Origin of the sequence: Dactylosporangium darangshiense, assembly GCF_039537565.1 — a bacterium.
GTDB classification, from domain to species: domain Bacteria; phylum Actinomycetota; class Actinomycetes; order Mycobacteriales; family Micromonosporaceae; genus Dactylosporangium; species Dactylosporangium darangshiense.
On sequence record NZ_BAABAT010000001.1, the window covers coordinates 44,000 to 69,435 of the forward strand.

A 25,436-nucleotide genomic window follows, 5' to 3' on the forward strand; every position below is an offset into this window, starting at 1 on the left:
CCGCGGGCACGGTGAATGCCTGGACGCCCGGCGTCCGTACCTGTCCACGCCCGCTTAGGAGATCGCGTGCTCGACAAGATCAACGGTCTGCCGGTGCACCCACTGGTCGTCCATGCCGCGGTCGCACTGCTGCCGCTGGCCGCTATCGGAGTGATCGCCATCGCGGTCCGGCCGGCGTGGCTCGCCGGCAGCGACGCGCCCGCCTCCGGGCGCTGAAGGTAAGCGGCGATGTCCATGACGACCGCCCGGCGGTCACAGCGCCGGGCTGCCCCGACAGCCACGCCCACGTCGGCGAGCGGCTGGTTACGCGACGCGATCGGCGCGACCGCGATGTTGACCATGCTGGTCGTCGTCGCGCTGTGGGTCCACGGCCGCGGCCTGCAGGACCTTGGAGGCCTGTGGACCGGGGTGACCTCGGCCGGACGGCTGGCCGGTCTCGTGTCGGCCGACCTGCTGCTGGTCCAGGTCCTGCTGATGGCCCGGGTGCCGTGGGTCGAGCGCACCTACGGCCAGGACCGGCTGGCTCGCTGGCACCGGCTGGTTGGGTTCACGTCGTTCAACCTGATGCTCACCCACATTGTGCTCATCACGATCGGCTATGCCGGCACCGGCCATATGGACGTCGTGGCGCAGGCGTGGCAGTTGGTCACCACGTACCCCGGCATGCTGCTGGCGACGGCCGGCGCCGCCGCGCTCGTGTTGGTCGTCGTGACCTCGGTACGCGCGGCCCGGCGACGGCTGCGCTACGAGTCCTGGCACCTGCTGCACCTGTACGCCTACCTCGGGGTGGGCCTGTCGCTGCCACACGAACTGTGGACCGGGACCGAGTTCGTGTCCTCCGTGCTTGCCCAGGTCTACTGGTGGACCGCCTACGGCGTAGCGGCGGGTAGCGTCCTGGCGTTCCGGCTCGCACTGCCGGCCTGGCGGAGCCTCTACCACCGCCTCGAAGTCGAACGGGTGATCAGCGAAGGCGCCGGCGTGGTGTCGGTGTACCTGCGCGGGCGCAACCTGAGCCGGCTGCCGGTACGGGCCGGCCAGTTCTTCCTGTGGCGGTTTCTCGACGGCCCGGGCTGGTCGCGCGGCCACCCCTACTCGCTGTCCGCCGCCCCGTGGGGCGACCAGCTGCGGATCACTGTCAAGGCGGCCGGCGACGGCAGCGCCCGGCTGGCCGCGCTCCGGCCGGGCACGAAGGTCCTCATCGAGGGCCCGTACGGCCAGCTGGTCGCGGCGCGACGGCGCGGCCGCGGCGTCGCGCTGCTGGCCTGCGGCATCGGGATCACCCCGCTGCGGGCCCTGCTCGACGAGCTCCCACCCCGGCAGACCGTGCTGCTGTACCGGGCCCGCAGCGAAGCGGACCTCATTTTCCGCGCCGAACTCGACCGTTTCGCCGCCCGTCGGGGCATCCGGGTGTGGTACCTGCTCGGCTCCCGCCCGGACGGGGGCTCCTGGTTGCCCGCCGGCTACCCGTCGGACCGGCAGGTCCTGCATGACACCGTCCCCGACATCGCACATCGCGACGTGTACCTGTGCGGGCCGAACGACTGGATGGACCTCGCCGCGTCGGCCGCCCGCCGAGCGGGAGTGCCGGACGAGCGCATCCATCTCGAACGGTTTACCTGGTGATCCCAATGTTTGCATCGACGGAGGTTGACCGTGCGCCGCATCACGCTATGGATCGTCTCGACCATCGCCGCCGTGGTCCTGCTGTTCAGCTACCGCACCAGCACCGTAGGCGCCACCCCGTCGCCCGCCTCGGTAGCAGCCGCCAACCCGCCCGGCATCGTCTCCGGCCCGGCACCGGCCGGGCCGGCGAACACCGGCTCGACTGACCCAGGCGGAGCGTCCACGCCCTCTACCAGCGCGGCGCCGCCGCGAGCCGGCGGCTCGCTCGTCGTCAACGGAAAGGTGGTCCAGACGCCGTACGGGCCGGTGCAGGTCCAGGCCCACATCACCAACGGCCGGATCACCGACGTCGTACCGCTCCAGTTGACCAGCGGGAGGCGCCGCGACGACGAGATCAACGCCTACGCCGTGCCCCAACTGCACGACGAGGCCCTCGCGGCCCAGAGCGCGAACATCGACGTCGTGTCCGGCGCCACGTACACCAGCGAGGGCTACATCAAGTCGCTGCAAGCGGCGCTCGACGCCGCACACATCCGGTAGCTCGTTCGACCAGGAGCATCGAGTTGCCGGCACAGTACGTCACGCACAAGGGCCGCCGGCGATGGACGTCGACTCCCACCGGGAACGGTCCGCACTTGATTCATGACCCTGAGTACGCGACGCCCAAGTCCATCCAAACTCGACGAATCGATAGGACACGAAGACCCGTGGCGGCGTCACCGACTCGTGGTACCTGACAAGCATCCAGGCCGGATTCGAGCCCTGGCAGGGCGGCACGGGCCTGGCCATCACCTCGTTCGCCGCCAGCGTCAACGGTGACGGTGACGGTGGCAACGGCGATCGTGGTGCCCCGACGCAGCAGGACACGCCCAAGACCGACGGTCGCACCTACGTGGTGCAGGCCGGCGACACCCTGGCCTCCATCGCCGAACGCATGAACGTCCCCGGCGGCTGGCAGGCGCTGTACGAACGCAACCACGATGTCCTGGGTGCTGACCCGAACCTGGTCCGCCCCGGTCAGCAACTCTCCCTCTGATCCGGCACGCGGGACGTCCACCGAGCCGGCGGGAACCCGCCTCCACTGGGGACGGCACCGCGCCCAAGCCACCCGAGACTGAACAGGGCCGCAGCGTGCGGCTGCGGCCCTGTCAGGTCGGTTGGGGGTGCTGTTGTTTTACGGGGTCGGGTACTGCGCGATGAAGACCGGCGAGCCGACTCTGGTCGTGTCGGCCGGGCCGCCCACGCCGTTGACGACGTGATCGATCGTTCCGGCGCTGAGGTTGACGGTCATGATGTGGTGCAGCTGGACGCCCGGGGTCTGTGGGACCTCGAAGCCGTTCTCGGTGTGGATCGACGGGTTGTTCTGGTTGAAGACGTAGGCGCCGCCGCCGTAGAGGTGGTGGGTCTTCACGCAGTCGTTGACCTTGTAGGCGGCCCAGCCTTCGACGTTGCCGTTCATCCAGTCGGCCTGGGTCGGCGGGTCGTACGGCAGCTCGTTCTGGAAGAAGATCGTCGTGCCGTTGTCGCCGTTCCAGACGGTGTTGTACTGCTGGAAATGCTCGACGAACAGGCCCAGCGCGGTCACGTTGTCGCCGTTGATGACGACGCCGTTGCGGCCGATGTTGGTGTTCCAGCGCTGCGTGTCGGTGAAGCCTTCGACGCCGTGGTCGCCGCGCCACACCCAAGTGTGGTCGATGAGCACGTTGTCGCTGTTGACCTCGAGCGCGATGTCGGCCTTGCCCACGTGCGGTCCGCCGACGCGGAAGTACACGTCGGACAGCGTCGTCGGGTTGTCGGCCGAGGTCTTCTTGTTGCCGTGCGGCTTGCCGACCCGCAGCAGTACCGGCGACTTGGTCAGGCCCGCGTCGATCGTGACGCCGGCGACGATGACGCCGGAGACGTCGGCGATGTCCAGCGGAGTGGACCCGTTGACGGCGGTGAGGGTGGCGTGGCCGAGGCCGAGGACCACCGTGTCGGCGCGCTTGACCTCGATGCTGCGCGCGATGTCGTACACGCCCGGGGTGAGCAGCAGGTTCTTGCCGCGGGCGAGCTGGTTGTTGATGACCTGCACCGAGTCCGACGGGCTCGCGACGTAGAAGTCCGTGAGCGGGACCGTACGGCCCGGCGTCATGCCGTTGCCCCACGTGATGCCGCGGCTGTTGCGCTGGGCGGCGGGCACGCGGACGTTGTACTTGCCCTGCGCGTCGACGAACAGGTACGGCTTCTCGCGGCTGACCGGGGTGTTGTCCAGCGTGGTGTAGGGCGGGTCGGGGAAACCGGCCTCGCTGGGTGCGCCGACGACACCGGAGAAGACCTGGTTCCACACGCCGTTGGACCAGCCGGCGACCTCGCTGTTGCGGGTCAGCCACTGCTGCTGCGATCCGCTGACGACGAACGGCAGCTTGGAGTCGGCGATGAAGCCGCCGCTGGCGTACTGCGGACCGGCGGTGCAGTAGTCCATCAGCGACAGGTTGGCCCCGCTGATGTTGAGGCGGCGCATGGACACGGCCTGGGAGACGGCCCAGAAGTCCGCCGAGCCCCGGCAGCCGTCCTGGCCGACGCTGTTGATGTTGATCGACAGGTTGGACAGCGTGCGCCAGAAGTTGACGAGCGCGAGGCAGTTGCTCGTGCCCCCGTTCTCCAGGCAGCGGTTGTAGACCTCGACCTTGCCGTTGATGACCACGTCGTTGGGCGACGCGCCAAGGCCGGCGATCTCGGTGTAGTAACCGACCTTGATCTGGAGCGGCTGCTGCGCGGTGCCGTACGTTCCGGGCTTGAACAGGTAGGCGTGGCGCGCGGTGCCCATCTCGTTGGCGACCTGCGCGGCGTTGGCCGCGTCGAGGGTCGCCTGAATGTCGCCGACCGGCATGCTCGGATCGAAGACGGTGACGTTCGATCCGAGGGCCCAGCTGCTGGGGGGCGGCGCGGCGGCGGCCGTTCCCGCGGTCGCGAGGGCGGTGGTCAGCGCAAGCCCGACCGCGAACGCCCGGCCGAGTTGCCGACGACGTAAGTGTGGGCTCGCGAGACCCCGCCTACCGGGGGGCTGGATTGTCATGCAGTTCGTCCTTCCTGCTGGACAGGCAACGGTTGGCGGAGAACGTCCGCCCGGGTCAAGACGGCCTGAACAGGCGGCCGAGGTGCTTCGCCGGCGGGCAAGCGCTCTCTCGCCCCGTCGGCTAGCGATGCTCATCGGCCTGCCTGTTCAGGAGTCTTGCGGCCGGGACGAACAGGTCCGGCGAGGAGAGCGCTCTCACCGAGCCGGGACTTGTAACAGGGCGGGAAAAAAGTGGGTGGGATGTTTCTACCGCGTAAACGGGCCCGACGCTACGCCGCGCAGCCCTTGACTTTTCGGCCATGACCGACCAGGCCCCGGCCTGAAGCCCATCCATGCCCAACACCCCTCGCAACTCATAATTTATGAATTAATATTGACACGCGCCGGTGACCGGCCACAGGATCCCGGACAACAGCAGGCGCGCCGACATGACTGGACCGACGACCGACGCACCCCTCGGTCACCGAGTAGTGCGCTACGTCCGCAGCCACGACGGGCCGGCATGCCTGATCGCTCGGGCAGCAAAGGATCCGATGTGAAACGACATCTCACCGCCCTCATCGCCCTCACGGCCGGCTTGCTGGTCGTGCCCGCACCCGCACACGCCGCCGGCACGCAGGCAGCGCAGGAGGTACTCAGCCCCACGCCGTATCAGGGGTGGAACACCTACTTCGGTCTCGGCGGCAACTTCTCGGAGCAGTCCGTGCGGGAGGTCGCCGACGCCCTGGTCACCCGCGGCTTGGCCAAGGCCGGCTACGACATCGTCTGGCTGGACGGCGGCTGGCAGGACCCGGAGCCGCGTACGGCCGCCGGCGACCTGCAGGCCGACCGGTCCCGCTTCCCGGCCGGGCTGCAGCCGCTGGTCGACTACATCCACTCCAAGGGGCTGAAGGCCGGCATCTACACCGACGCCGGGCCCTACATCCCGGGCAGGTGCGGACTCGGCAGCTACGGCTACTACCAGCGCGACGCCGACCAGTTCGCCGCGTGGGGATTCGACGCGGTGAAGGTGGACTTCCTCTGCGGGATCGCCGCCAACCTCGACCCGAAGACCGTCTACACGCAGTTCGCGCAGGCGCTGGCGAACAACGCCAGCAAGCGCCCCATCATCTTCAACCTCTGCAACCCGGTGACCTCCCCGGACTGGGGCAACTACCCGGAGGAGCAGCAGTCGACGCACTCCTGGAGCTACGCGCCGGCGATCGCGCAGTCGTGGCGGACCTACACGGACGTGGGTTTCGTCGGCGACATCAAGTTCAAGGACGTGCTGCGCAACTACGACGCGAACGCGCGGCACCCCGAGGCCGCCGGGCCGGGGCACTTCAACGACCCGGACTATCTCGGCCCTGAGCTGGGGATGAGCGACGAGGAGTTCCGCACCCAGATGACGCTGTGGGCGGTGGCCGCCGCGCCGCTGGTCATCGGCAGCGATGTCCGCAAGCTCAGCCAGACCTCGGTGGACATCCTCACCGACCCCGACGTCGTGGCGATCGACCAGGATCGTGCGGGTGTGCAGGCCGTTCGGGTCGGGCCCGCCGGCACGACGGAGACGTGGGTGAAGCGGCTGGCCGACGGCTCACGGGCGGTGGTGCTGCTCAACCGCGGCGACGCCCCGAAGATCCTGACCACGCAGGCATCGTCGCTCGGCCTGTCCGGATCGCGGTTCACCGTGAAGAACGCATGGACCAACGCGGTCACGGAGAGCGCCGGCACCATCAGCGCCGCGGTCGCGGCCCACGGCGCGGCGCTGTTCCGGGTCGAGCCGAACCGCGGCCGGCCCGGCGTCCCGCACGTGACCGCCGGCCTGCCGCAGGTGACGCAGGTCGACGGCCAGGCGACGCCGGAGGGAACGGCGCCCGTGGTCGCCGGCGGTGACGTGGCGCGGGTGGAGGTGGCGGTGCGCAACGACGGTGTGCTTCCGGTGCTCGCACCGCAGGTCACGCTGGCGGCGCCCGCCGGGTGGCCGGTCCGCTCACTCGACCGGGCGCCGGCCGTGCTGGCCCCGGGCCACGCCACAACCTTTGCCTTCGCGGTGACCCTTCCGGCCGGCACCCCTGCCGGTGCTGCCACGCTGACCGCCACGACGTCGTACGACGTGGTCGGGCACGGGCGGCTGCGGCAGGAGACCAGCACGGGGGTTGTCGTCGCGCCGGCGCCGCCGGACGGTGATGTCGTGCTGTCGCACCACACGTGGATCAGTGCCACCAGCGGGTGGATGAGCCCGACGGTCGACCTCAGCGTCGGTGGCTGGTCGCCGATCAGCATGCTCGGCCAGGTGTACCCAACCGGGCTCGGCGTGGCGTCGCCGTCGACGGTGCGCTACTACCTCGGCGGCGAGTGCAGCCGGCTGACCGCGATCGTCGGGATCGACGACGCGGTGCGCAACGTCGGACCCGAGGGCGGCACGTCGACCTTCCAGGTGATCGGCGACGGCCGGGTCGTCTTCGACAGCGGCGTGCTGACCCGCGACGACATTCGCCAGGTCGACGTCGACCTGACCGGCATCCGCGTGCTCGACCTCGTGGTCGGCGACGCCGGCGACGGCGGCTACAACGACCGCGCCAACTGGGCCGGCCTGAACGCCACCTGCTGACCCGATCGGCCGTACCTGGGTGGAGTGCTCCACCCAGGTACGGCCGGCAACGTGGAGCGTCACACCGGCTGGGCGATGATCATCTCCTCGACCAGGTCGCGTGGCATGCCGTGAGTGTCGTGCAGGTAGTGGAAGTCCTCCTCGGTGAGCGGCCCGCGCTGCAGCAGCCGCTCGATCAACGGCCGGCCGCGGCGCAGCAACGCACCGAACCGCCGTTCCTCATAGACCAGGACGTCGAGCACGTAGAGCGGGTCGACGGTCAGGCCGAAGTGTTCCACCGTGTCGGAGATCGGCTCGACGGGCAGGTCGCCGAGCGTGCGGGACGGGTCGTCGCGCCAGAGGGTCGTGAGCGTGCGGCGGATGAGACGACGCAGGACGTATCCGCGGCCGGTGTTCGACGGGTGCACGCCGTCGCCGATGACGACGACGGACGAGCGCAGGTGGTCGTACACCATTCTGGATGGCGTCCAGAGCGACGATACGGTTCGCACCCAGGGCTCGAAGACGTCGATGTCGAACACCGACGAGCGGCGTTGCAGCACCATGGCCATCCGCTCGAGGCCCATCCCGGTGTCGACGCTGGACTGCTCGAGAGGTCCAAGGGAGCCGTCGGGGCTGCGGCGGTACCGCATCATGACGTGGTTCCACACCTCGACCCATCGCCGGTCGGTAGACGGGGTGCCGGTGGGCGGTCCGTCGCCGGTCCACACAAAGATCTCCGAGTCCGGGCCGCACGGGCCGGTCGGCCCGTTCGACCACCAGTTGTCCTCGTGGAGCGTCTCCACCGGTACCCCAAGCCGCTGCCAGGTCTCCAGGGAGCTCGGGTCGCCGTCGAACACGGTGACGTGCAGCCGGCCGGGCGGGATGCCGAACCCGTCGCGCAGCAGCTCGTACCCCCATTGCAGGCTCGTCGTGCCCGGGTAGTCACCCAGCGACCACGAGCCGAGCATCTGGAAAACGGTCAGATGGGTGTCGTCGCCGACCTCGTCGAGGTCGGTTGTGCGCAGGCAACGTTGCACCCCGACCAGCCGGCGGCCGAGCGGATGGGGCACCCCCTCGATGTATGGCGTGAGCGGGTGCATGCCGGCGCTCGTGAACAGCACCGGATCGCCCTGCGGGCGGATCAGCGTGGCGTCGCCGACGAGCTGGTGGCCACGCTCGCGGAAGAACTCGAGGAAGGTGCCGACGATCTGGCGAGTGTCCATTGTGGAGCCCTTTCGGGACGGACCGGCACGGACCCCACGGCACAAAAAAGCCGGCGGACCGTTTCCGGTCGCCGGCTGGAGTGGAGCAGATCAGGCAGCGGCGTCCGGCGAGCGGTGAGCTCGCGCGGCCGCGGCGGAGAAGCGCCTGATATGCATGCTGCCAGGGTACCGCACCGGCGGCTGATCCCGCTGGTGCGATTCAGACTGACGGCAACACCTTGGCCAGGAAGGCGTCGATCGCTGCTCGCACGCGCGGGCCTTCCGGGCCGCTGACGAGGGCCAAGGCGTGCTCGCTGCCGGGCACGGTCAGCACGGTTTCCGGTCCGCCTGGAGAAGCCGCCGAGGACCACCTTGGTGGCACCGTCGGCGATCAGCGCCTTGGTCGCCGTTGTCATGTTGTCGGCGTACTGCAGCATGGTCCAGTCGAAGACGGCGACGTGGTACCCCTTGGCGGCCAGGTCCTGCGCGAACGGCAGCACTTGACAGATGCCACCGTTGGCCTGCGCGCCGACCACGACACCTCGAGGGCCCCGGCCGAGCAGCAGGACCGGCGTCAGCCGTTTGCCGGCACCCTTGGCGTGCAGATACGTGCTCTCCACCGGCTCGGCACAGCGCGGACGGACGAACGGCTCACCGGCCGCGTCGGTCGGCACGGGAGAGCTCGGCGCCGCCGCCGGTGATGTCCGCCCGGGGCGCCCATCGGATCCGGGACCGGACGGGGTGGAGCAGCCGGCGGCGAGCACCAGCAGGACGGCCATCAACGCCCGCATTCGACCTCTCCCAACGCATCATCGGTCCTGTATTGGCCGGAAGCGTAGGGCCGGTCCAGCAACGGGGTCTTGGACAAAGTTGACCGGGGCGATCAGTTGCCGAACAACACCCCGGGAGCGCAGCCGGTGAGCGCCCGGATCTCGCGGTTGAAGTGGGCCTGGTCGTAGTAGCCCGCGGCGAGGGCAGCCTCGGCGAATGACGTCTGTGCCCGGCGCACCAGGTCGACAGAACGCTCGAACCGCAGGACCCGGGCCAGCGTCTTGTGCGTCACGCCGATCTCGTCCCGGAACCGTGCAACCAGGTGCCGGTGACTGAAGCCGGTCTCGCTCACCAGCTCCTCGATCCGGACCGAACCGTGTGTGGCCCGCAGCCGGCTCCAGGCCCAGGCGACCAGGGGGCTCGGCGCCGGTGCATCCAGCACCCGGGCGGCGAACGTGTCGTGCAGCGTAGTGAAGCGTTCGCGCCAGCTGCGGGCAGCCGCAAGCTTCTCGACCAGGCGCTGCGCATCCTTGCCGAGCAGATCCCTTGCAGAACCCGATGAAGCGGGCCGTGCGTATCTCGGAGCCGGGAGTCGTGAGCGGAAGACTCACCCGCGGAGCCACAACGTGCTCTGCGAAGGCGCCGCCATCCATGGCTCAGTATCCCCATCTGCGCCCGGCGCCGCGACACCAACTTCTGGACAACAGGGCCGTGACCAGTAAAGATCACCGTTCATGCCCCAGGCACCCCAACGCGTCGGCACCGAGCTGCTCGATCAGATCGCTGCCGTGGCGAAGCAGATCGCCGAGCTGATCGGCCCGTTGCCCACCACCGGCATCGCCATTCCCGGCGCGTCCTGGACCGTCGGGGAAGCAGCCGCCCATCTCGCGTTGTCCAACCAGCTCATGGCGGCCATCGCCGGTGGTCGGCCGTCGCCCTACGGAGACGGAACCAAGGCCGGCCTGGCGGACGCGAACGCGCAGTCGCTGGCCGAGTACACCGAACGCGAAGCTGCCGTACTCGCCGAGCAGGTCACGCTGCACGCCGAAGCGTTCATCCAAGCGGCGCGGCTACGACCCGGTACGGACGTGGTGGACACGCCGATGGGGCCGCTGCCCCTGAGCGTCCTGAGCGCGTACATGCTCGCGCACTCGCTCAGCCACGGCAGCGCGATCGCCTCGGCCCTGCGGCAGGCGCCGCTGGTGCAACCACGTCAGGTCGAACTCGTGCTGCCGTTCATCGTCGCCACGATGCCGCGCCTGGTCGACCGTGCCGGCGTCGGCGACCTGCGCGCCGCCTTCGAGCTCCGGATACGCGGCGTCGCCCGGCTCACCGCACTGGTCGCCGACGGCGCCGTCACGATCAGCGAGCAGCCGCAGCACCGGGCCGACTGCGTGATCTCGGTGGATCCGGTGTCGTTCTTCCTCCTGGCCGCGGGCCTGACCGGTCAGTGGTCGCTGGTCGCACGCGGCAAGCTGCGCGTATGGGGGCGCAGGCCCTGGTTGGCGCCGCGGTTCCCGCGGTTCTTCGCCATCCCGTAAGGCCGATCAGGGCGCCACGACCTGCCATCGGCTCTGCCCGTCCATCCATGCCGCGGCCAGGATCTGCGCGGACTGCCGGCCCGGGCACTGATGGATCTTCGACCGGCCGGCGCCGCCGCCGGCTTGGGCTTCGACCTCCCAGGACTCGCCATCGGTACGGATGTAAACGTCGCGACGCCCTCGCACGGTGTTGTCGCCGTTCCACCAATGACGCTCGATTCTCACCCAGCGACCGTATAACAAGAGGTCCAAGTACGGAACGTTAACGATCTTGATGCGCCGGCAATTGCGTACGGTGCGCGTAGGCTGACCTTATGGCGAAGGTTGTGCTGCGTGTCCGGCTGATCACCGGCGACAGCCTGGACGTCGCGTACGAGGACACCAACGCCTCCGACGGCGACACGGCGGCTGAGCACGCGATCACCGCCCTCGCCGCCGACTCCGGCATGATCCGCACCCGTCACGGCGACCGGTTGCTGGTCCTGTACGGACGCGGCGTGGCGGCCTTGGAACTGGCACCTCGCGGCGCAGTCTTGTAGCGATACGTCGTCGAGCCACCCGGCCGGCAGACAGCGGTTCGGTAGCGGTGCGGATGAACGACGCGCTCAGGCGTCGAACTGCGTGCCGGCCATCAGGTCGGCGAAGGCGGCCGCGGCCGGCGGCGAGGTGAACAGCCGGTCCAGCCTGGCCTTCGCCAGCTGCCGGCGGAACGGCCCGCTGGCGGAGTCGTCGCCGGCGTCGTGCACCATCTCGGTGAACCACCGGGAGAACTCCTGGTAGTTCCAGGTCCGCCGCAGGCACACGTCGGTGTAGGCGCGCAGATCGGCGTCGTCGCCGTCGCGCTCGGCCGTGATCACCGCGCGGGCCAGGACCTGCGCGTCGGCGAGCGCCAGGTTCATGCCCTTGGCGCCCATCGGCGTGATGATGTGCGCCGCGTCGCCGACGAGGAACAGCCGGCCGTACGCCATCGGGTCCACGACGAAGCTGCGCATCTCGACGACGTCGCGCTCGGTGACCGGCCCGGTGGGCAGGCGGTCGTCGCCGAGCCGGAGCCGCAGTTGCTGCCAGATGTACTCGTCCGGCCACTGCCGCGGGTCGACGCCCGTGCGGTACTGGAGGTAGAAACGGCTGGCGGCGGGGCCACGCGCGAACTGTGCGGCGAAGCCGTGCTGGCTGATGCCCATGAGCGGGTACCGCGGCGCCGGCGCGTCGGCCAGGACCGTGAACCAGCCGATGCCGTGCTCGAAGGTGTACGTGGTGAGCGCCGCCTCGGGGATGCTGCGGCGGCTGACACCGTGGAACCCGTCGCAACCGGCCACGTAGGAGCATCGCAGCTCACGCTCGGACCCGGCCGCGTCGCGGTACGTGACCCACGGGCGCTCACTGTCGAGGTCGTGCAGGGTGACGTCGAGGGATTCGAACCGCAGGTCGCCGCCGTCCTCGGTGAACGCGGCGAGCAGCCGCTGCACGAGCAGCTGCTGCGGGACGAGGTGGCCGGCCCGGCCGCCGGCGAGCCCGGGAACGTCCAGGAAGCGCGGCTCTCCCTGGTACCGGATCTCCAGCAGCTGCTCCAGCGGGGCGTTGGCGAGCACCCGGTCGGCCAGCCCGTACTCGGCGAAGATCTGCCCGGCGGCGTTGTCGAGAATCCCGGCGCGCTGCCGGCGCTCCACATAGGTCCGGCTGCGCGCCTCCAGCACGACGCAGTCGATACCGGAGCGCTGCAGCAGGTTGGCCAGGGTCAGGCCGGCCGGACCTGCACCGATGATCGCTACCGTCGTGGTCTCGTGCGCGGCTTGCGACATTTCACTCCCGCGGGTCTGACGGGGTCGGGCTCCGCTGTGCCGACACCATCGAGGAGTATCACATCGCGGGGGCTATCGGCGCAGCCGCAGGACATTCATCTGGGTCAGTTGGGCGTCTGCGAAGCCGTCGCCGAGCGGCAACTGGTAGCTGGCGATGGTCTGCATGCGGCCGCGGGGCAAATGCTCCCGGCCGGGATCGCCGACGAGCACCTCGGCGCCGCGCGCCGTAACGCGTTCCAGGAAGGCCAGCACGCGCTGAGCCATGGTCCCGCTGTAGAAGATGTCACCGGCCAGGACCGTTTCGGCGTCACCGCCGTCCCCGTCGAGCAGGTCCGCGAGACATTCGACAACGCGCACACCGTTGACTTTCGCATTGAGCGTGATCGCGGCGACGGCGTACGGGTCCACGTCATTTGCGGTCACCGCGGCCGCACCGGCCTTTCCTGCCGCAATGGCGACCAACCCCGAACCGGCGGCCAGATCCAGGACCCGCCGGCCGGCCACTACCGCCGGATGGTCCAGGACATATCGGGCGACCGCCTTGCCCCCGGCCCACGCCGAAGACCAGAACGGAGGCGGTAGCTTCACGCCGGCCTGCGCTTCCATCCTGGCCCACCACACGATGGCGTCCTCGGCCAGATAGAGCCGCACTTCGGGCACCAGGGGCACCTCGACAAGGTGGAGCCGGTCCAGGCCGACGCCCGGCGTCGTCACCTCATGGCGTAGCTCGGCCAACGCCTGCCCAACCCGACTCATCACTGATGAAGCATGACGGATGAACCGGCCGGCTCCCGGTCATCCGCCCATTGTTGACCAGCCACGTCACCCTGCGGGTTTCTGTCGTTGCCAACTGGGTACGTGTTGCCACACCAACGTTGGGTCGGGTCGACCACTGTTCAGGAGGAAAGCGTGACAAGCGGTACCGTGAAATGGTTCAACTCGGAAAAGGGCTTCGGCTTCATCCAGCAGGACAACGGAGGCCCTGACGTCTTCGTGCACTACTCGGCCATCGCGAGCGGTGGCTACCGCGAGCTCAACGAGGGCCAGAAAGTTGAGTTCGATGTGACGCAGGGCCAGAAGGGGCCCCAAGCGGAGAACGTTCGAGCCGTTTGACCCCATCGCCCCGCCGACGCAGTTGCTGATATCGCCGCGCGGGCGGCTCGCAGGGTGCGACCGTGGACGCTGTGATGACGCGTGAGGTGCAGTTCGGTGACGGGACGTCGGGGGTCGTTTCGCTCAACACGCCTGTCCTGCGGTACCCGAAAAATCCGGTTCTGACTGCTCACCAGGTGAACTCCGTGTGGCAGGAGCCGCACCTGCAGGTGATGACGGTGCACAACGCCGGCGCGGTGGCGTTGGCGGACCGGACCGTGCTGCTGTTCCGGTCGCATCTGCGGTGCGGGGTCAGCGTCCTCGGCCTGGCCACGAGCGCCGACGGCGTCTCCGGGTGGGAGGTCCGTCCGCGGCCGGTGCTGTCCCCCGCGACCAAGGGTGACCAGTACGCGGCCGGCCTCGACTGGCAGGACATCGCGGAGATCGAGTCCGGCGGCGTCGAGGACGCCCGGATCAACCCCGTCGGGGACACGTTCGCCGTCACCTACAGCGCCTACCACGCCGGCATCCGCAACCGGGTGCGCGTGTCCCTCGCACTCACCGACGACCTCATCGCGTTCACCCGGCACGGGCCGATGCTCGACCGCGACATGCGCAACGTGGTGCTGTTCCCGGAGCGGATCGACGGGAGGTACGTCGGGCTGTTCCGGCCCAACGACATCACCGCCGGCGACACGGGCGGCGCGTACACCCAGATCCGCATCGGATACGCGGAGGACTTCCGGACCGGCCCGTGGGAGATCGCCGACGAGCCGATCATGCGGACCGGTGCGGGCCCGAGCGCCTTCTCCGACAAGATCGGGCCGGGCGCGCCGCCGGTGCGCACCCGGCACGGCTGGCTCAACGTGTTCCACGGTGTGCGCACGACGATGGACGGCAACCCGTACGTGCTCGGCGTGGCCCTGCACGACCTCGACGATCCCCGCATCGTGCGCATGTCCAGCATCCCGCTGCTGTTCCCGTCGCGGGCCGACTGCCGCGTCGCCGACACCGACTACGTGCACGTGCCGAACGTCGTCTTCTCCTGCGGCCTCGCGCGCCGCCCGGACGGCACGATCGTGATCTACTACGCCGGCAACGACACGGTCATGAACGTCGGGCTCGCACACGAGGACGTGCTCGCGGAGCTGTGCCAGCGGTACGGGCAGGATCCGCTGACCGGCAGGCTTCTGTACGACCTGTAGCCGGGCCCGCTCGTCGGCCGGGTCGAGGCGGACGGTGTGGAGCCGTGGGCCTTGGCTAAGACGAGGACCCTCGTCCAGAATCGGTCTCGTTCAGGGCGTCGTCCAGCGGCACCAGGCGTTGTTGGAGGCCGAAGATGGCGGCCTGGGTTCGGTCGGCCAGCTGCAGTTTGGCCAGAATGCTCGACACGTGTGCCTTCACGGTCTCTTCGCTGATGGCGAGCGTGCGGGCGATCTCCCGGTTGGACCGGCCGCGGGCGAGCACGCCGAGCACCTCCACCTCGCGGGGCGAGAGCTGGTCGAGCGGGCCGTGCCGCGTGGCACCCTCGCGTATCTCGCGGACCAGCCGGACGGCGATCCTTGGTTCGAGGAGGCTCTCGCCGCGGGCGGCCGCGCGGACCGAGGCGACGACCTGATCGACGCCTGCGGTCTTGGGCAGGTACGCGAGCGCGCCCGCCCGTATCGCGGCCAGAATGTGCTCGTCGGCGTTCGACGAGGTGAGCATGAGCACCTCGGTCGCCGGCCGGTCGCGCTTGATCTGCGTGAGCACGCTGAGCCCGTTCTCGCCCGGAGCAGGGCCGGGCATGAACAGGTCGAGCAGGACAACGGTCGGCTCGAGGCTGCGCACGGCCCGCAGTGCGGTGGCACCGTCGGCGCACTCGCCGACCACCTCGATGTCGTCCTCCTGTTCGAGCAGGTAGCGCAGTCCCTGCCGTACCACTTTATGATCATCGACGATCAGCACCCGGATCATGTCGGCCATCCTCGCGGGAGCAGGACCCGGATCGTGGTGCCGGTGCCTGGCGTGGACTCGAGGTAGAGGATTCCGCCGAGCTCGGCGACCCGCTCGCGCATGAGGTCGAGGCCCATGCCGTGCCGGCTCGCCGCGTGGACGGGGTCGAAGCCGCTGCCGTCATCGCTGACGGACACCTCGACCTGCAGGTCGTCGGTGCGTACGCGCAGCGCGATGCGGTTGGGGTGGGCGTGCTTGACCGCGTTTGCCAGGGCCTCCTGGATCACCCGTAGGACGGCGTGCTCGACCGCGGGCTGCAGGTCGACCGGCTCCAGGTCGGCGTCGACGGCGACGCCGATCCGGTCCCGGTACGCCTGGCACAACTCCTCCAGGGCCGGGATGAGCCCGGCGTCCCGCAGGGCGATCGGGCGCAGCTCCAGCAGCAGGGCCTGCATCTCGTGCATCGTGCTGGTCGCGGTGTGCTCCATCGCCTCGACGCGCGGGTACAGCGGCGAGTCCGCGGGCAGGGTCCGGCGCAGCCCGCCGGCGAGCAGCCGCAGCGAGAACAGGTCCTGCGAGATCGAGTCGTGCAGCTCGCGGGCGATGCGGGCGCGCTCGCCGGCGCTGGCCAGCTGCCGCTCGGCGGCAATCGCCTCGGCGAGCCGGGCCGCCATCCGGTTGAAGTTGGTCTCCAGCTGGGCCACCTCGTCGGAGCCGGACACCAGGACGCGGTGCTGGTAGTCGCCGTCGGCGACGGCCACGGTGCTGGCCGCGAGCCGCCGGAGCCGGCCGATGAGCCGCCGGGTCGAGTACAGGCCGAAGACCGCGCCGACCGGCAGCGCGCCGAGCAGGACCAGCAGCCCGACGCCGAACTGCGCAGCGACGCTGTTCCAGACGCCGGAGCGCCCGTCGGGAGACTTGATGAGCGTCGGCAGCGTAGGGCCGTCCGGCACCTGCACGTACAGCAGGCCGATCGCGTCGGTCGACGGAGGCTTGTCACCGATCTTGACGGTCGACGGCTTCGCCGCGCTGGTGATCGGTATGGCGGCCCAGAGGATGGTGCCGCCGGCGGTCTTGGCCTCGTCAGAGCCGCTCTTGCCGAGGGTCAGGAGCTTGGCGATCGTGTCAGCCGGCAGCTCGGCGCCGCCGGCGCTGCCGTAGGATTGGCCGACCGGGTAGCGCGCGGGGTAGGAGCTGCCCACGATCCGCCGGTCGGTGTCGAGCAGCAGCGCGAGCGACATCGGGTGCGCGTCGTCCTGGGCATTCGGCGTGTACGGGATCCGCACGCCACTGCGGTCGGGGGTGACCATCGCCTCGCCGGGTGCCAGCCGCAGCCCCTCCTCGCCGAGTTGCAGCTCGTCGGGCGCGGGCAGGCGGCCCAGCCGTTGCACCGCCTCGCCGACCCGGCTGGCGTAGTCCTTCGCGGTGACGAACACGATCACCGACCGGTCGCCGGCCGAGTCGCCGGCCAGCAGCCCGGGCATCACGAGAACAAGCACGACGATCTCCACGACCGCGACGGCGGCGGCGGTCACCAGCACGTACGACGCGGCCATCTTGGCCCGGAGCCCGAGGTGTGTCATCGCAGGTCCACGTTACGTGCTGCGCAGCGCGTCGGTCGGTGCGAGGCGGGCGGCGCGCAGGGCCGGGTAGAGTCCGGCGAGCGCGCCGATGACGACCGCGCCGGCGAGCCCGAGGCCCATCGCTTCCGGCGGGATCAACGGTTGCCAGCCCCGCTGGTACGCGAGGCCGCGCGTGATCGCCGCGCCGGCGAGCAGGCCGAGCAGCCCACCGGCGGCGCCGAGCAGCACCGACTCGATGAGGAACTGCACGGCGACGTGCGTCCGGGTCGCCCCCAGGGCTCGGCGCAGGCCGATCTCGCCGCGCCGTTCGAGCACCGAGATCACCATGACGTTGGCGATGCCGATGCCGCCGACGAACAGCGCGACCGCTCCGAGGCCGAGGAACAGCGCGGTACCGGCGTCGGCCGCGGCCAGCCGGGCGGTGAGCGTCTCCGACGGGCGGCTGACATTCACCTGTTCCGGCGCCGTCGGGCTGGTCGCTCGTGCGAGCAGGCCACGTACCTCGAGGGTCCGGTCGGTCTGCGCCCGTACGTAGATCCGCGTCGGGTGCCCGTCGTAGTCGAACTGGGCCGCGGCCACCGGGAAGCCGATCAGGACGGAGCCGTCGATCTCCGGCGCCAGCTCGAAGTGCTCGAGGATGCCGACGACGGTGTACATGTGCCCATTGATCGCGATGCGCGGGTCGCCGGCGAGGTCGGCGATGCCGAGCGTCTCCGCGGCCTTGTAGCCGAGCACGGCGGTCGGGTACTGCATCGTCGCCTCGTTGAGGAAGACACCGCCGGCCAGGTGACCGTCGAGCGTGGGCAGCAGCGTCGGGTCGGTGGCGCGGACCGCCGCACTGCCGCCGCGTTGCGGCTGGATCAGGTCCGAGCGGGTGGCGGTGACGCCCGGCAGGGCCGCGGTGGGCGCGGTGCCGAGGACCCCGTCGACCCGCGCGATGGTGGCCGCCGCGGTCTGCGGCAGCGGTACCTCCTGCCCGCCGCCGAAGCTGCGGCCGTTGGCGACGGTGAGCAGGTTGGTGCCGAGCCGGTCGATCCGGGCGAGCAGGTCGGCCTGGCTCGACCGGGTGATGCCGAGCACCGCTACGACCGCGGAGATGCCGATGGCGACGCCGAGCATCGACAGTGCGGCGCGGACCCGCCGGCTGCGCAGCCCGACGGTGCCGACCGGGAGCAGGTCGCCGGCGCGCAGGCGGGACCGTTGCGCCACGTCAGTCATGAGTCGCCTCCGGTGTCGTGGACGACCACGCCGTCGCGCAGCTCGATGCGCCGGTGGGTGGCCGCGGCCACCTCGGGGTCGTGGGTGATGACGACGATCGTGGTGCCGTCGGCGTTCAGCTCGCGCAGCAGCGCGAGGATGCCGGCGCCGGTCGCGCTGTCGAGGTTCCCGGTCGGCTCGTCGGCGAGTACCACCGCCGGGCGGCCGACCAGGGCCCGGGCGATCGCCACCCGTTGACGCTCCCCACCGGACAGCTGCCGGGCGCGGTGCCCGGCTCGGTGGCTCAGCCCGACGCGTTCCAGCGCCGTGCCGGCCGCCCGGCGTCGCTCGGCGGCCGGCACCCCCCGATAGAGCAGCCCGGCGGCCACGTTGTCCAGTGCGGTGAAGTGTTCCAGCAGGAAGAACTGCTGGAACACCACGCCCAGGCGGTGCGCCCGCAGCCCTGACACCTGACGGTCCGACAGGCCCTCGATGGCCTGCCCGGCGATGCGTACCGAGCCGGAGCTGGGCCGGTCGAGGCCCGCCGCGAGGTTCAGCAGGGTCGTCTTGCCCGACCCGGACGGGCCGACCACGGACACCAGCTCTCCACTGTGGACGGTGAGCGTGATGCCGGCGACGGACGCGACCGGCGGGGTACCCGGGTACAGCTTGTGCACCGCGTCGAGCTCCAGCGCGGCGGTCACGAGACCGGCACCTGCACGAGCTGGCCGACGGTGAGATTGCCGGTGACCTCGATCTTGCCGGTGACCTCGTCGAACAGTCCCGGCTTCACCTCCACGAACGTGCCGTCCGGCAGCCGCACCTGGTACCCGCCGCCGGTGCGGGGCAGCAGGGCCACCACCGGCACCTGCAGCACGTTCGGCTTGCTGGCGGCGGTGATCAGCACCGCGACCGGGGCCTGGTCGAGGTCCGCTGTGGTGGCGGGCAGGCTGACCTGGATAGTGATCGTCACGGTCGGCGGGCCGTTCTGGCCGCCCTGCTGCTGTTGCTGGTTGGGCTGCTGGTCGGTGGCGGTGCGGCCGATCCGCACGACGGTCCCGGTCGTCGGCCCGGTGAGCCCGGTCACGGTGACCTGCACCTGGTCACCGACGTGCACCTGCGACTGCCGCACGATCGGGATTTCCGAGGTGACCACCCGGTTGGTGGACGTCGCGGAGAGCACCGGCTGGCCCGGTGCCGCCGCGGCACCCACCGGCGCCTGGACCTGCGCGATGCGCAGCAGACCCGACGCGAACACTACCGACCCCTGCGGCAGCCGGCCGGTACGCTGCGCCGCCGGCAGCCCCCAGCTCGCCTGCCACCGCCGGATCGCCGCCGCGGTCGCCGCCGTGAACTTCTCGTCGACCACGATCTGCTTGCCCGGGTCCATGCCGAGCGCGACGAGGTTCTCCTCCAGCTGCTTGACGTCGGGGCCGTTGGTCACCCCGGCGGCCAGGTCGCGGTACGCCGGCACCACCCCGTAGAGCAGCCGGACCGGGTGATTCGCGACCGCGTACACGACGCCACCGCGGGCGACCGTCGTGCCGGCCTCGGTCATCGCCGTCACAATCCCGGGCTCGCCCTGGTGCGCCACCTGGTACGTGCCGTCGAAGCCGAGCATGCCGCTGAACCGCGTGCGCTCGGCCACCGGACCGCGCGTCACGGCCTCGGTGTTCGTGCTCACCTGCGCCACCGGTGCCGCCGGATGCGGCCGGCCGAGCACCGCCGTGCCGGCGCCAGCGGCCGCCACGCCGAACGCGGTCACCGCCACGGCCATCCCCACCCGCCGAACTCTCCTGCGCCCGCTCATGACGACGTCCGGAAGCTGCCGCTGTAGTACTCCTGGCAGGCCTGGAAGCCGGCGATGATGCGCGGCGACTTGCCCTCGGTCGCCAGGACGCTCCCGGACGGGAACGAGCCGTCGGCATTCGGGTCAGGCCACTCCGGCACCCCGTTCTCGCGCATGCACTCGCTGAATTTGCGCAGCGCCGGCACGTCCTGCGGCCCGGGCCCGCCGACGGCCGGCTCGCTCTGCGAGCCGCCCTCTTCGAACACCGACGGTGGCAGCCGGTCGCGGATGGAGGCGCACGCGTCGATCGCCGACTCGGCGTTCTGCTTGGTCGTCTCGTCCACCGAGTTCTCGTCCGGCTGGACGATCTTGCCGTTCTCAACCCGCACGTCCGGCATACCCGGAGCACCGTTGTCGCGTATGCACTGAACCAGTTCGTTGACGACGGCCTGGATCTGCGCGTCGGTCAGGGACGGCGTCGGCGACGCCCCCGCGTTCGCCCCGCCGTTGCCGGAGCACCCGGCGAGCGCGATGACGCCGGTACACAGCACGGCCGCGAGCTGATGCTTTCGCCTCCTGGAAATCACGGTGCCGACGCTCCCAGCGCGCCCCCATGACCACATCACCGTCGAGTGGCAGCGTCGATTCCCCTTTTGGGGTACTGCCGCTACCGTCGGCGGGGCGGACGCGGCATTGGGGCAAGGTCCGACAAGGTAAGCAAGTTGCAGGGCCCGCCCCGTCGAGACGCACGGAGCGGGCCCTGTCGGACAGTCGCCGGATCGATCGTTACGCCGGCGGGTGGAACAGTACGCCGTTGCCGTTGCGCAGCACCGGCTGGTTGAGCGAGTACTGCAGCGCGACCGTGCCGGCCTGGTTCTCGATGCCGACCGTCGCCGCGCCGCCCTGCTCAAAGGTGGTCCCGTCGATGTCGGCCCAGGCGACCGCGATGTCGCCGTTCTCCGAGAACACGATCTCGAACGATGCGCGGGCGCTCGCGGCCTCGAAGAACTGCACGTTGCGCCACTCGATCACGAACTGCCGGTTGGGCGCCGTGCCGGTGAGGGCGGTGCGGACGCTCGCCGACGCGTCGACGTTCAGGTCCTCCCAGAACGGGTAGACCGCGCCGTTGGCCTTGCCGCTCGCCGCCGCCGACGGGATCGCCGTGTGGTTCCACGACGAGCCGCTGGGCTGCACGAAGCTCGCCACGCCGTTGGTGTCGACCCAGACGCTGGTGTACGTCGTGCCGTAGAACTTCACCGGGAACGGCAGCGTGACCTGCTGGTAGTTGTCGTCGCCGGTGAGGGTGAGCACGGTCTGGTCGGCCCGCACAAAGGTGCGCGCGCCGGGCGTTGCCGTGTAGCCGAACGAGTCGGTCAGGGCGATCGACAGGTTCAGCGTGGCGCCGGTCGTGCCGATCGTGGCGCTACCGCTGGCGGTCTGGCCGCCGGGCGCGGTCGCGGCGACCGTGTAGGTGCCCGCCGTCAGGCCGTCGATACGGTACGTCCCGTCGGCCGCGGTCGTCGCCGTCGCGCCGCCCGGGGTCAGCGCGATCCGCGCGCCGGCCAGGTTGGCCCCCGAGCCCGTCACCGTCACCGTGCCGGTCAGCGAGTTGCCGGTGGGCGGCGGCGGTGCGGTCGGCGGGTGGAACAGCACGCCGTTGCCGGAGCGCAGGTTCGGCTGGTTCAGCGAGTACTGCAGCGCCACGGTGCCGGCCGCGTTCTCGATGCCGACCGTGGAGTTGGCGCCCTGCTCGATCGCCAGCGCGTCAATGTTGTTCCAGGCGACCGCGATGTCGCTGTTCTCCGACAGCACGGTCTCGAAGGACACGCGCGCGGAGGCGTTGTCGAAGAACTGCACGTTGCGCCACTCGACGATGAACTGCCGGTTGGGCGCGGTGCCGGTCACCGCGGTGCGCACGCTCGCCGAGGCGTCGACGTTGAGGTCGGACCACATCGGGTACACGGCCCCGTTGGCCTTGCCGCTCGCGGCGGCCGACGGGATCGCGCCGTGGTTCCAGGCCGAGCCGCCGGGCTGGACGAAGCTCAGCACGCCGTTGGTGTCGGCCCAGGCACTGGTGTACTGCTGGCCGTAGAACGTGACCGGGAACGGCAGCGCCACCTGCTGGTAGTTGTCGTCACCGCTGAGCGAGAGCACCGTCTGGTCGGCCGGAATCCAGGTGCGGGCCCCGGCGGTGCAGGTGTAGCCGAAGGAGTCGCTGCACGTCGGCGCGCTGCCGGTGTAGGTGGCCGTGTACGTCGTCGCGGTCGCCGGCGCGGTGATGACGTGCGTCTGAGCCCCGCCGTCGGACCAGGTCGAGAACGAGTACTGGGTCGAGCCCTGCATCTGCGGCGTCGGTGCCGAGACGGAGTTCGTCGAGCCCTGGATGACGGTCAGCGTGAACGGCGTCGTCTTCGTGGTGGAACCGACGGTCAGCTGCAGCCCGGCCGGGCTGGAGTTGAACGCCAGATTCACCGTCTTGGGCTGCACCGACACGCTCGCGGTGCTGGTGAGCCCGCCCGAGTCGGTCGCGGTGAGGCGGAACTCGACGTAGGACGGATAGTCGTGGTCGGGCGCGATGATCGAGCCGCCGGCCACCCCGTTGAAGGTGTTCATCGGGTGCTCGTGGCAGTTGTCCGGCGTGATGCAGTGGTGCAGGATCACCTGCCAGCTCAGCGCCGAGGCCGGCAGGTTGCCCTGCTGCGGGTCGGTCGCGTGCCCGGTGAAGTTGATCGTGTTGCCCACCGCCCACGTCGCCGTGGCCGCCGGTGCGTCGATGATCGCGGTCGGCGCGTCATTGCCGACGGTGATCGTCGTCGTCTTCGTCCCGGTCGCGCCCGCCGTGTCCGTCACGGTGAGCTTGGCCGTATATGTGCCGGCGGCGGTGTAGGTGAAGTTCGCCGTCGGCGTCGTGGCGTCGGTGGTGCCGTCGTTGGTGAAGTCCCAGGCGTACTGCAGCAGCCCTTGGTCGGCCGGGTCGGCGTCCGAGGAGGTGCTGCCGTTGAACGAGACCGCGAGCGGCGCGGCGCCCGACGTCGGCGTGGCCGTGAACGCGGCGACCGGCGGCTGGTTGTTCGGGTAGTACCGGATGCGGCGGATCGTGCCGTTGAGGCTCGCGTAGTACAGCTCGCCACCGGGGCCCATGGCCAGGTCGACCGGGCCGCTCGCGCCGCCGTCGAACGTCTGGATGTTCGCTGGGTCGGGCAGGCCGTTGGTGCCGGGCATCATCGCCCAGATGCAGTTGCGGCTGTAGTCGGAGAAGAACAGCGCGCCGTTGTACGCCGACGGGTAGGACCCGCCGCTGGTGGGCGCGAACGCCAGGCCCGACACCGACGAGCCGCCGGACGGGCAGGACTCGTTGGCGACGACCTTCGCGCTGTGGTTGTACGTGTAGTAGGGCGCGCTCTGCCCGGAGCCCGCGTAGAGGGCCTCGCAGAGCGAGAGGTTCGCGCTGTCGTAACCGCCCTGGGGACTCGCGCCCTCGTAGCACGGCCAGCCGAAGTTGGTCAGCGCCGCGGTCGGGCTGACCACCCGGTCGATCTCCTCCCACGTGTTCCAGCCGACGTCGCCGGCCCAGACCTCGTTGGTGCCCGGGCGGATCGTCATGCGGAACGGGTTGCGCAGGCCGGTCGCGACGACGCGCCGCGCGTTGGCGTCCGATGCGGACGACAGGGGGTTGCCCGTCATGGCCGCGCCCGTGGCAGGGTCGAGGCGCAGGATCGAGCCGTTGAGGCCGGCCGGGTCGGTGCCGGTGCGCACGTCCTGCGAGCGCAGCGCGCCGCCCTCGGCGGTCGGCGGGGTCATGGCGTCGTTCGGCGGGTCGGCGCATGGGTTCTTCGGCGTGCCGAGCTGGCCGTAGTCCACGACGTTGAAGCTCGCGCCGTCGCCGCCGGAGACGTAGAGGGCACCGTCGGCGCCGAACTTCAGGTCGCCGATGGAGTGGCTGGGGAACTGCTGGCACCAGTCGGTGATGAGCACCTGCTCGGTGCCGGTCATGACGTTGCCCGACGCGGTCAGCTTGGACAGCCGCGCCGAGACCACGCACGCGCCGCCGTTGGCATCCGCGCACACGTCGTTGTAGACGGGTGCGGTACCGCCGAGGGGCGCGTCGTAGGTGTACAAGACATACACGGACGGGTCGGTCGGGAAGTTCGGCGCCAGCGCAAGGCCGAGCAGGCCGCGGTCCCACTGGTTGTGCACCGCCACGGAAAGGTCGGCGAACACGTCCGGGGTCGGGTCGGCGAGGCTGTCAAAGACCTTGATCTTGCCGCCCTTCTCGGCGACGAAGATGCGCCCGTCGGGCGAGAACTCGATGTTGGTCGGCTGGGTTAGCCCGCTGAAGACGACCTGTTCCTGGAAACCGGTCGGCAGCGCCGCGGTGGCGGCCTCGCTGCCGGCGATCGGCGTGATGACCGCGGCGACCAGGCTCGCGACCAATGCCGACCGTAACGCGCGTCGCGTCCGCGACATGCGGCCCTCCACTGTGGAGTGAGGAGTGGCGGCCAGCTCCGCCGAATGCAGGGAACGAGGACGTGGCCGCAAGGGGTGGTTGAGTAAGACTAGCCAGTAACGAGGGATGCAGATGTGTCGCATTCCTGACGCCCAATGGCCCCGCATTCTCGCCGCGATGCGAGAATGCGGGGCCTTTATCAAGTGATCAGGGTTTACGCGACGAGGATCTCCGCCGTCACTCCCAGGTCCAATGCCGCTTAACGTAAGTTGATCATGCCGCTCCGGGGGCCGGCGGGAACCCGACCGGCCACCGTCGTCGTCAGGGCAGCGAGACGAACTGCGCGAGGAAGGTGCGAGCGCTCGCGGTGTCTGTGCGGTACACCACGTTGGTGGCGTAGCAGGGCGTGTCACCGGTGATGGTCGTGCCGGCGAGGATGAACTTGCCGTTGAGCGTGACGAAGTTCGGCCCGCCCGAGTCGCCGTAGCAGGCGCCGCCGAGGCCTCGACTCTCGTTCATCCCGAGGCGTTCCCAGGTCGGGTTGATGGCGTTGAAGTCGAGCGGCGCCTTCATGCGCACGCCGCCACCGGGGTGGGTCTGACCGCCAGGGCCGTTCACGGCTTCCTCGGTGCCGTACCCCGTGACCTGCCACGGCGCGGCGTCGAGCGGACACTGTCGACATATCCTCGTAATTCAAGGGGCAGATCAGACCATTCTTCCGTTACCGGCGAAGCGCCAATGGCACCGGCACGGACCGGCATTCACATTCCCCGGGGTGCGAATACGTGGCGGGCCGACATCAACGGGTATCAGCTTTCCTGCGC

At 70.2% G+C, this 25,436-nt stretch carries 24 protein-coding genes and 1 pseudogene; 10 read left to right on the forward strand and 15 right to left on the reverse strand.

Annotated elements, in window-relative coordinates; translation table 11 throughout:
• Nucleotides 1-66 precede the first annotated feature (66 nt).
• The 5 genes and pseudogenes from ABD901_RS00210 (at nucleotide 67) to ABD901_RS00230 (ending at nucleotide 2,659) form a co-directional block, all read left to right on the forward strand.
• On the forward strand, nucleotides 67-216 hold the full coding sequence (locus tag ABD901_RS00210) for a DUF2231 domain-containing protein (RefSeq protein ID WP_345119858.1): 150 nt from the start codon (nucleotides 67-69) through the stop codon (nucleotides 214-216).
• A gap of 12 nt (nucleotides 217-228) precedes the next feature.
• Nucleotides 229-1,623, forward strand: coding sequence for a ferredoxin reductase family protein (locus ABD901_RS00215; protein WP_345119860.1), 1,395 nt, complete (start codon nucleotides 229-231; stop codon nucleotides 1,621-1,623).
• Between the two features lie 30 nt (nucleotides 1,624-1,653).
• The gene (locus ABD901_RS00220; RefSeq protein WP_345119862.1) at nucleotides 1,654-2,163 is read left to right on the forward strand and encodes an FMN-binding protein; all 510 of its coding nucleotides are present in this window, start codon (nucleotides 1,654-1,656) and stop codon (nucleotides 2,161-2,163) included.
• 154 nt (nucleotides 2,164-2,317) lie between these two features.
• A pseudogene (locus ABD901_RS58930) lies at nucleotides 2,318-2,494 on the forward strand (GH12 family glycosyl hydrolase domain-containing protein); the annotation flags it as partial.
• A 21-nt stretch (nucleotides 2,495-2,515) separates the two neighbouring features.
• A complete protein-coding gene (locus ABD901_RS00230) occupies nucleotides 2,516-2,659 on the forward strand; it encodes a LysM peptidoglycan-binding domain-containing protein (protein WP_345119864.1) in 144 nt (47 codons plus the stop codon).
• A 138-nt stretch (nucleotides 2,660-2,797) separates the two neighbouring features.
• Here the strand turns inward: ABD901_RS00230 and ABD901_RS00235 are convergent, their stop codons facing one another.
• Complete coding sequence (locus ABD901_RS00235; RefSeq protein ID WP_345119866.1) at nucleotides 2,798-4,678, reverse strand: adenylyl cyclase; 1,881 nt, start codon at nucleotides 4,676-4,678, stop codon at nucleotides 2,798-2,800.
• A 535-nt stretch (nucleotides 4,679-5,213) separates the two neighbouring features.
• Here ABD901_RS00235 and ABD901_RS00240 point away from each other — a divergent pair.
• Nucleotides 5,214-7,271, forward strand: a complete 2,058-nt coding sequence (locus ABD901_RS00240) for an NPCBM/NEW2 domain-containing protein (RefSeq protein ID WP_345119868.1) — start codon at nucleotides 5,214-5,216, stop codon at nucleotides 7,269-7,271.
• Between the two features lie 59 nt (nucleotides 7,272-7,330).
• On the opposite strand, the gene ABD901_RS00245 is transcribed toward ABD901_RS00240, so the two are convergent.
• The 3 genes from ABD901_RS00245 to ABD901_RS00255 form a co-directional block, all read right to left on the reverse strand.
• A complete protein-coding gene (locus ABD901_RS00245) occupies nucleotides 7,331-8,476 on the reverse strand; it encodes an alanine--tRNA ligase-related protein (RefSeq protein WP_345119870.1) in 1,146 nt (381 codons plus the stop codon).
• Nucleotides 8,395-9,234 (reverse strand): alpha/beta fold hydrolase, encoded by an 840-nt coding sequence (locus ABD901_RS00250; protein WP_345119872.1) that lies wholly within the window; start codon nucleotides 9,232-9,234, stop codon nucleotides 8,395-8,397. Before ABD901_RS00250 ends, ABD901_RS00245 begins: the two co-directional genes overlap by 82 nt.
• A gap of 104 nt (nucleotides 9,235-9,338) precedes the next feature.
• A complete protein-coding gene (locus ABD901_RS00255; protein WP_345119874.1) occupies nucleotides 9,339-9,668 on the reverse strand; it encodes a helix-turn-helix domain-containing protein in 330 nt (109 codons plus the stop codon).
• 292 nt (nucleotides 9,669-9,960) lie between these two features.
• Here ABD901_RS00255 and ABD901_RS00260 point away from each other — a divergent pair, with 292 nt between their 5' ends.
• Nucleotides 9,961-10,767 (forward strand): maleylpyruvate isomerase mycothiol-dependent enzyme family protein, encoded by an 807-nt coding sequence (locus ABD901_RS00260; protein WP_345119876.1) that lies wholly within the window; start codon nucleotides 9,961-9,963, stop codon nucleotides 10,765-10,767.
• A 6-nt stretch (nucleotides 10,768-10,773) separates the two neighbouring features.
• Here ABD901_RS00260 and ABD901_RS00265 read toward each other — a convergent pair whose 3' ends face one another.
• Nucleotides 10,774-10,992, reverse strand: a complete 219-nt coding sequence (locus tag ABD901_RS00265; protein WP_345119878.1) for a hypothetical protein — start codon at nucleotides 10,990-10,992, stop codon at nucleotides 10,774-10,776.
• Nucleotides 10,993-11,081: 89 nt separating this feature from the next.
• Between ABD901_RS00265 and ABD901_RS00270 the strand changes: the two genes are divergently transcribed.
• A complete protein-coding gene (locus ABD901_RS00270) occupies nucleotides 11,082-11,306 on the forward strand; it encodes a hypothetical protein (protein ID WP_345119880.1) in 225 nt (74 codons plus the stop codon).
• A 66-nt stretch (nucleotides 11,307-11,372) separates the two neighbouring features.
• Here ABD901_RS00270 and ABD901_RS00275 read toward each other — a convergent pair whose 3' ends face one another.
• Together ABD901_RS00275 and ABD901_RS00280 are read right to left on the reverse strand one after the other, a co-directional pair.
• Nucleotides 11,373-12,569 carry a 4-hydroxybenzoate 3-monooxygenase gene (locus ABD901_RS00275; protein WP_345119882.1) on the reverse strand — a complete coding sequence of 399 codons (1,197 nt, stop codon included), beginning with the start codon at nucleotides 12,567-12,569 and terminating at the stop codon, nucleotides 11,373-11,375.
• Nucleotides 12,570-12,641: 72 nt separating this feature from the next.
• Nucleotides 12,642-13,325 (reverse strand): class I SAM-dependent methyltransferase, encoded by a 684-nt coding sequence (locus tag ABD901_RS00280; RefSeq protein WP_345121066.1) that lies wholly within the window; start codon nucleotides 13,323-13,325, stop codon nucleotides 12,642-12,644.
• A 153-nt stretch (nucleotides 13,326-13,478) separates the two neighbouring features.
• Here ABD901_RS00280 and ABD901_RS00285 point away from each other — a divergent pair, with 153 nt between their 5' ends.
• Together ABD901_RS00285 and ABD901_RS00290 are read left to right on the forward strand one after the other, a co-directional pair.
• Nucleotides 13,479-13,682: a cold-shock protein gene (locus ABD901_RS00285; RefSeq protein WP_345119883.1), complete on the forward strand. Its 204-nt coding sequence runs from the start codon at nucleotides 13,479-13,481 to the stop codon at nucleotides 13,680-13,682.
• A gap of 62 nt (nucleotides 13,683-13,744) precedes the next feature.
• Nucleotides 13,745-14,866, forward strand: coding sequence for a glycoside hydrolase family 130 protein (locus tag ABD901_RS00290; RefSeq protein WP_345119884.1), 1,122 nt, complete (start codon nucleotides 13,745-13,747; stop codon nucleotides 14,864-14,866).
• 55 nt (nucleotides 14,867-14,921) lie between these two features.
• Here ABD901_RS00290 and ABD901_RS00295 read toward each other — a convergent pair whose 3' ends face one another.
• The 8 genes from ABD901_RS00295 to ABD901_RS00330 form a co-directional block, all read right to left on the reverse strand.
• The gene (locus ABD901_RS00295) at nucleotides 14,922-15,617 is read right to left on the reverse strand and encodes a response regulator (RefSeq protein ID WP_345119886.1); all 696 of its coding nucleotides are present in this window, start codon (nucleotides 15,615-15,617) and stop codon (nucleotides 14,922-14,924) included.
• Nucleotides 15,614-17,179, reverse strand: a complete 1,566-nt coding sequence (locus ABD901_RS00300) for a HAMP domain-containing sensor histidine kinase (RefSeq protein WP_345119888.1) — start codon at nucleotides 17,177-17,179, stop codon at nucleotides 15,614-15,616. The genes ABD901_RS00295 and ABD901_RS00300 overlap by 4 nt, the downstream gene beginning before the upstream one ends.
• 12 nt (nucleotides 17,180-17,191) lie before the next feature.
• Nucleotides 17,192-18,397, reverse strand: a complete 1,206-nt coding sequence (locus tag ABD901_RS00305) for an ABC transporter permease (protein WP_345119891.1) — start codon at nucleotides 18,395-18,397, stop codon at nucleotides 17,192-17,194.
• Nucleotides 18,394-19,080, reverse strand: coding sequence for an ABC transporter ATP-binding protein (locus ABD901_RS00310; protein WP_345119893.1), 687 nt, complete (start codon nucleotides 19,078-19,080; stop codon nucleotides 18,394-18,396). The genes ABD901_RS00305 and ABD901_RS00310 overlap by 4 nt, the downstream gene beginning before the upstream one ends.
• Nucleotides 19,077-20,153, reverse strand: coding sequence for a peptidoglycan-binding protein (locus ABD901_RS00315; protein WP_345121068.1), 1,077 nt, complete (start codon nucleotides 20,151-20,153; stop codon nucleotides 19,077-19,079). The genes ABD901_RS00310 and ABD901_RS00315 overlap by 4 nt, the downstream gene beginning before the upstream one ends.
• Before the next feature lie 29 nt (nucleotides 20,154-20,182).
• Nucleotides 20,183-20,752, reverse strand: a complete 570-nt coding sequence (locus ABD901_RS00320; protein WP_345119896.1) for a hypothetical protein — start codon at nucleotides 20,750-20,752, stop codon at nucleotides 20,183-20,185.
• 199 nt (nucleotides 20,753-20,951) lie between these two features.
• Entirely contained in the window at nucleotides 20,952-24,632 is a 3,681-nt protein-coding gene (locus tag ABD901_RS00325) for a PQQ-dependent sugar dehydrogenase (protein ID WP_345119898.1), read from the reverse strand.
• Nucleotides 24,633-24,933: 301 nt separating this feature from the next.
• A complete protein-coding gene (locus ABD901_RS00330; RefSeq protein ID WP_345119900.1) occupies nucleotides 24,934-25,230 on the reverse strand; it encodes a hypothetical protein in 297 nt (98 codons plus the stop codon).
• Nucleotides 25,231-25,436 lie beyond the last annotated feature (206 nt).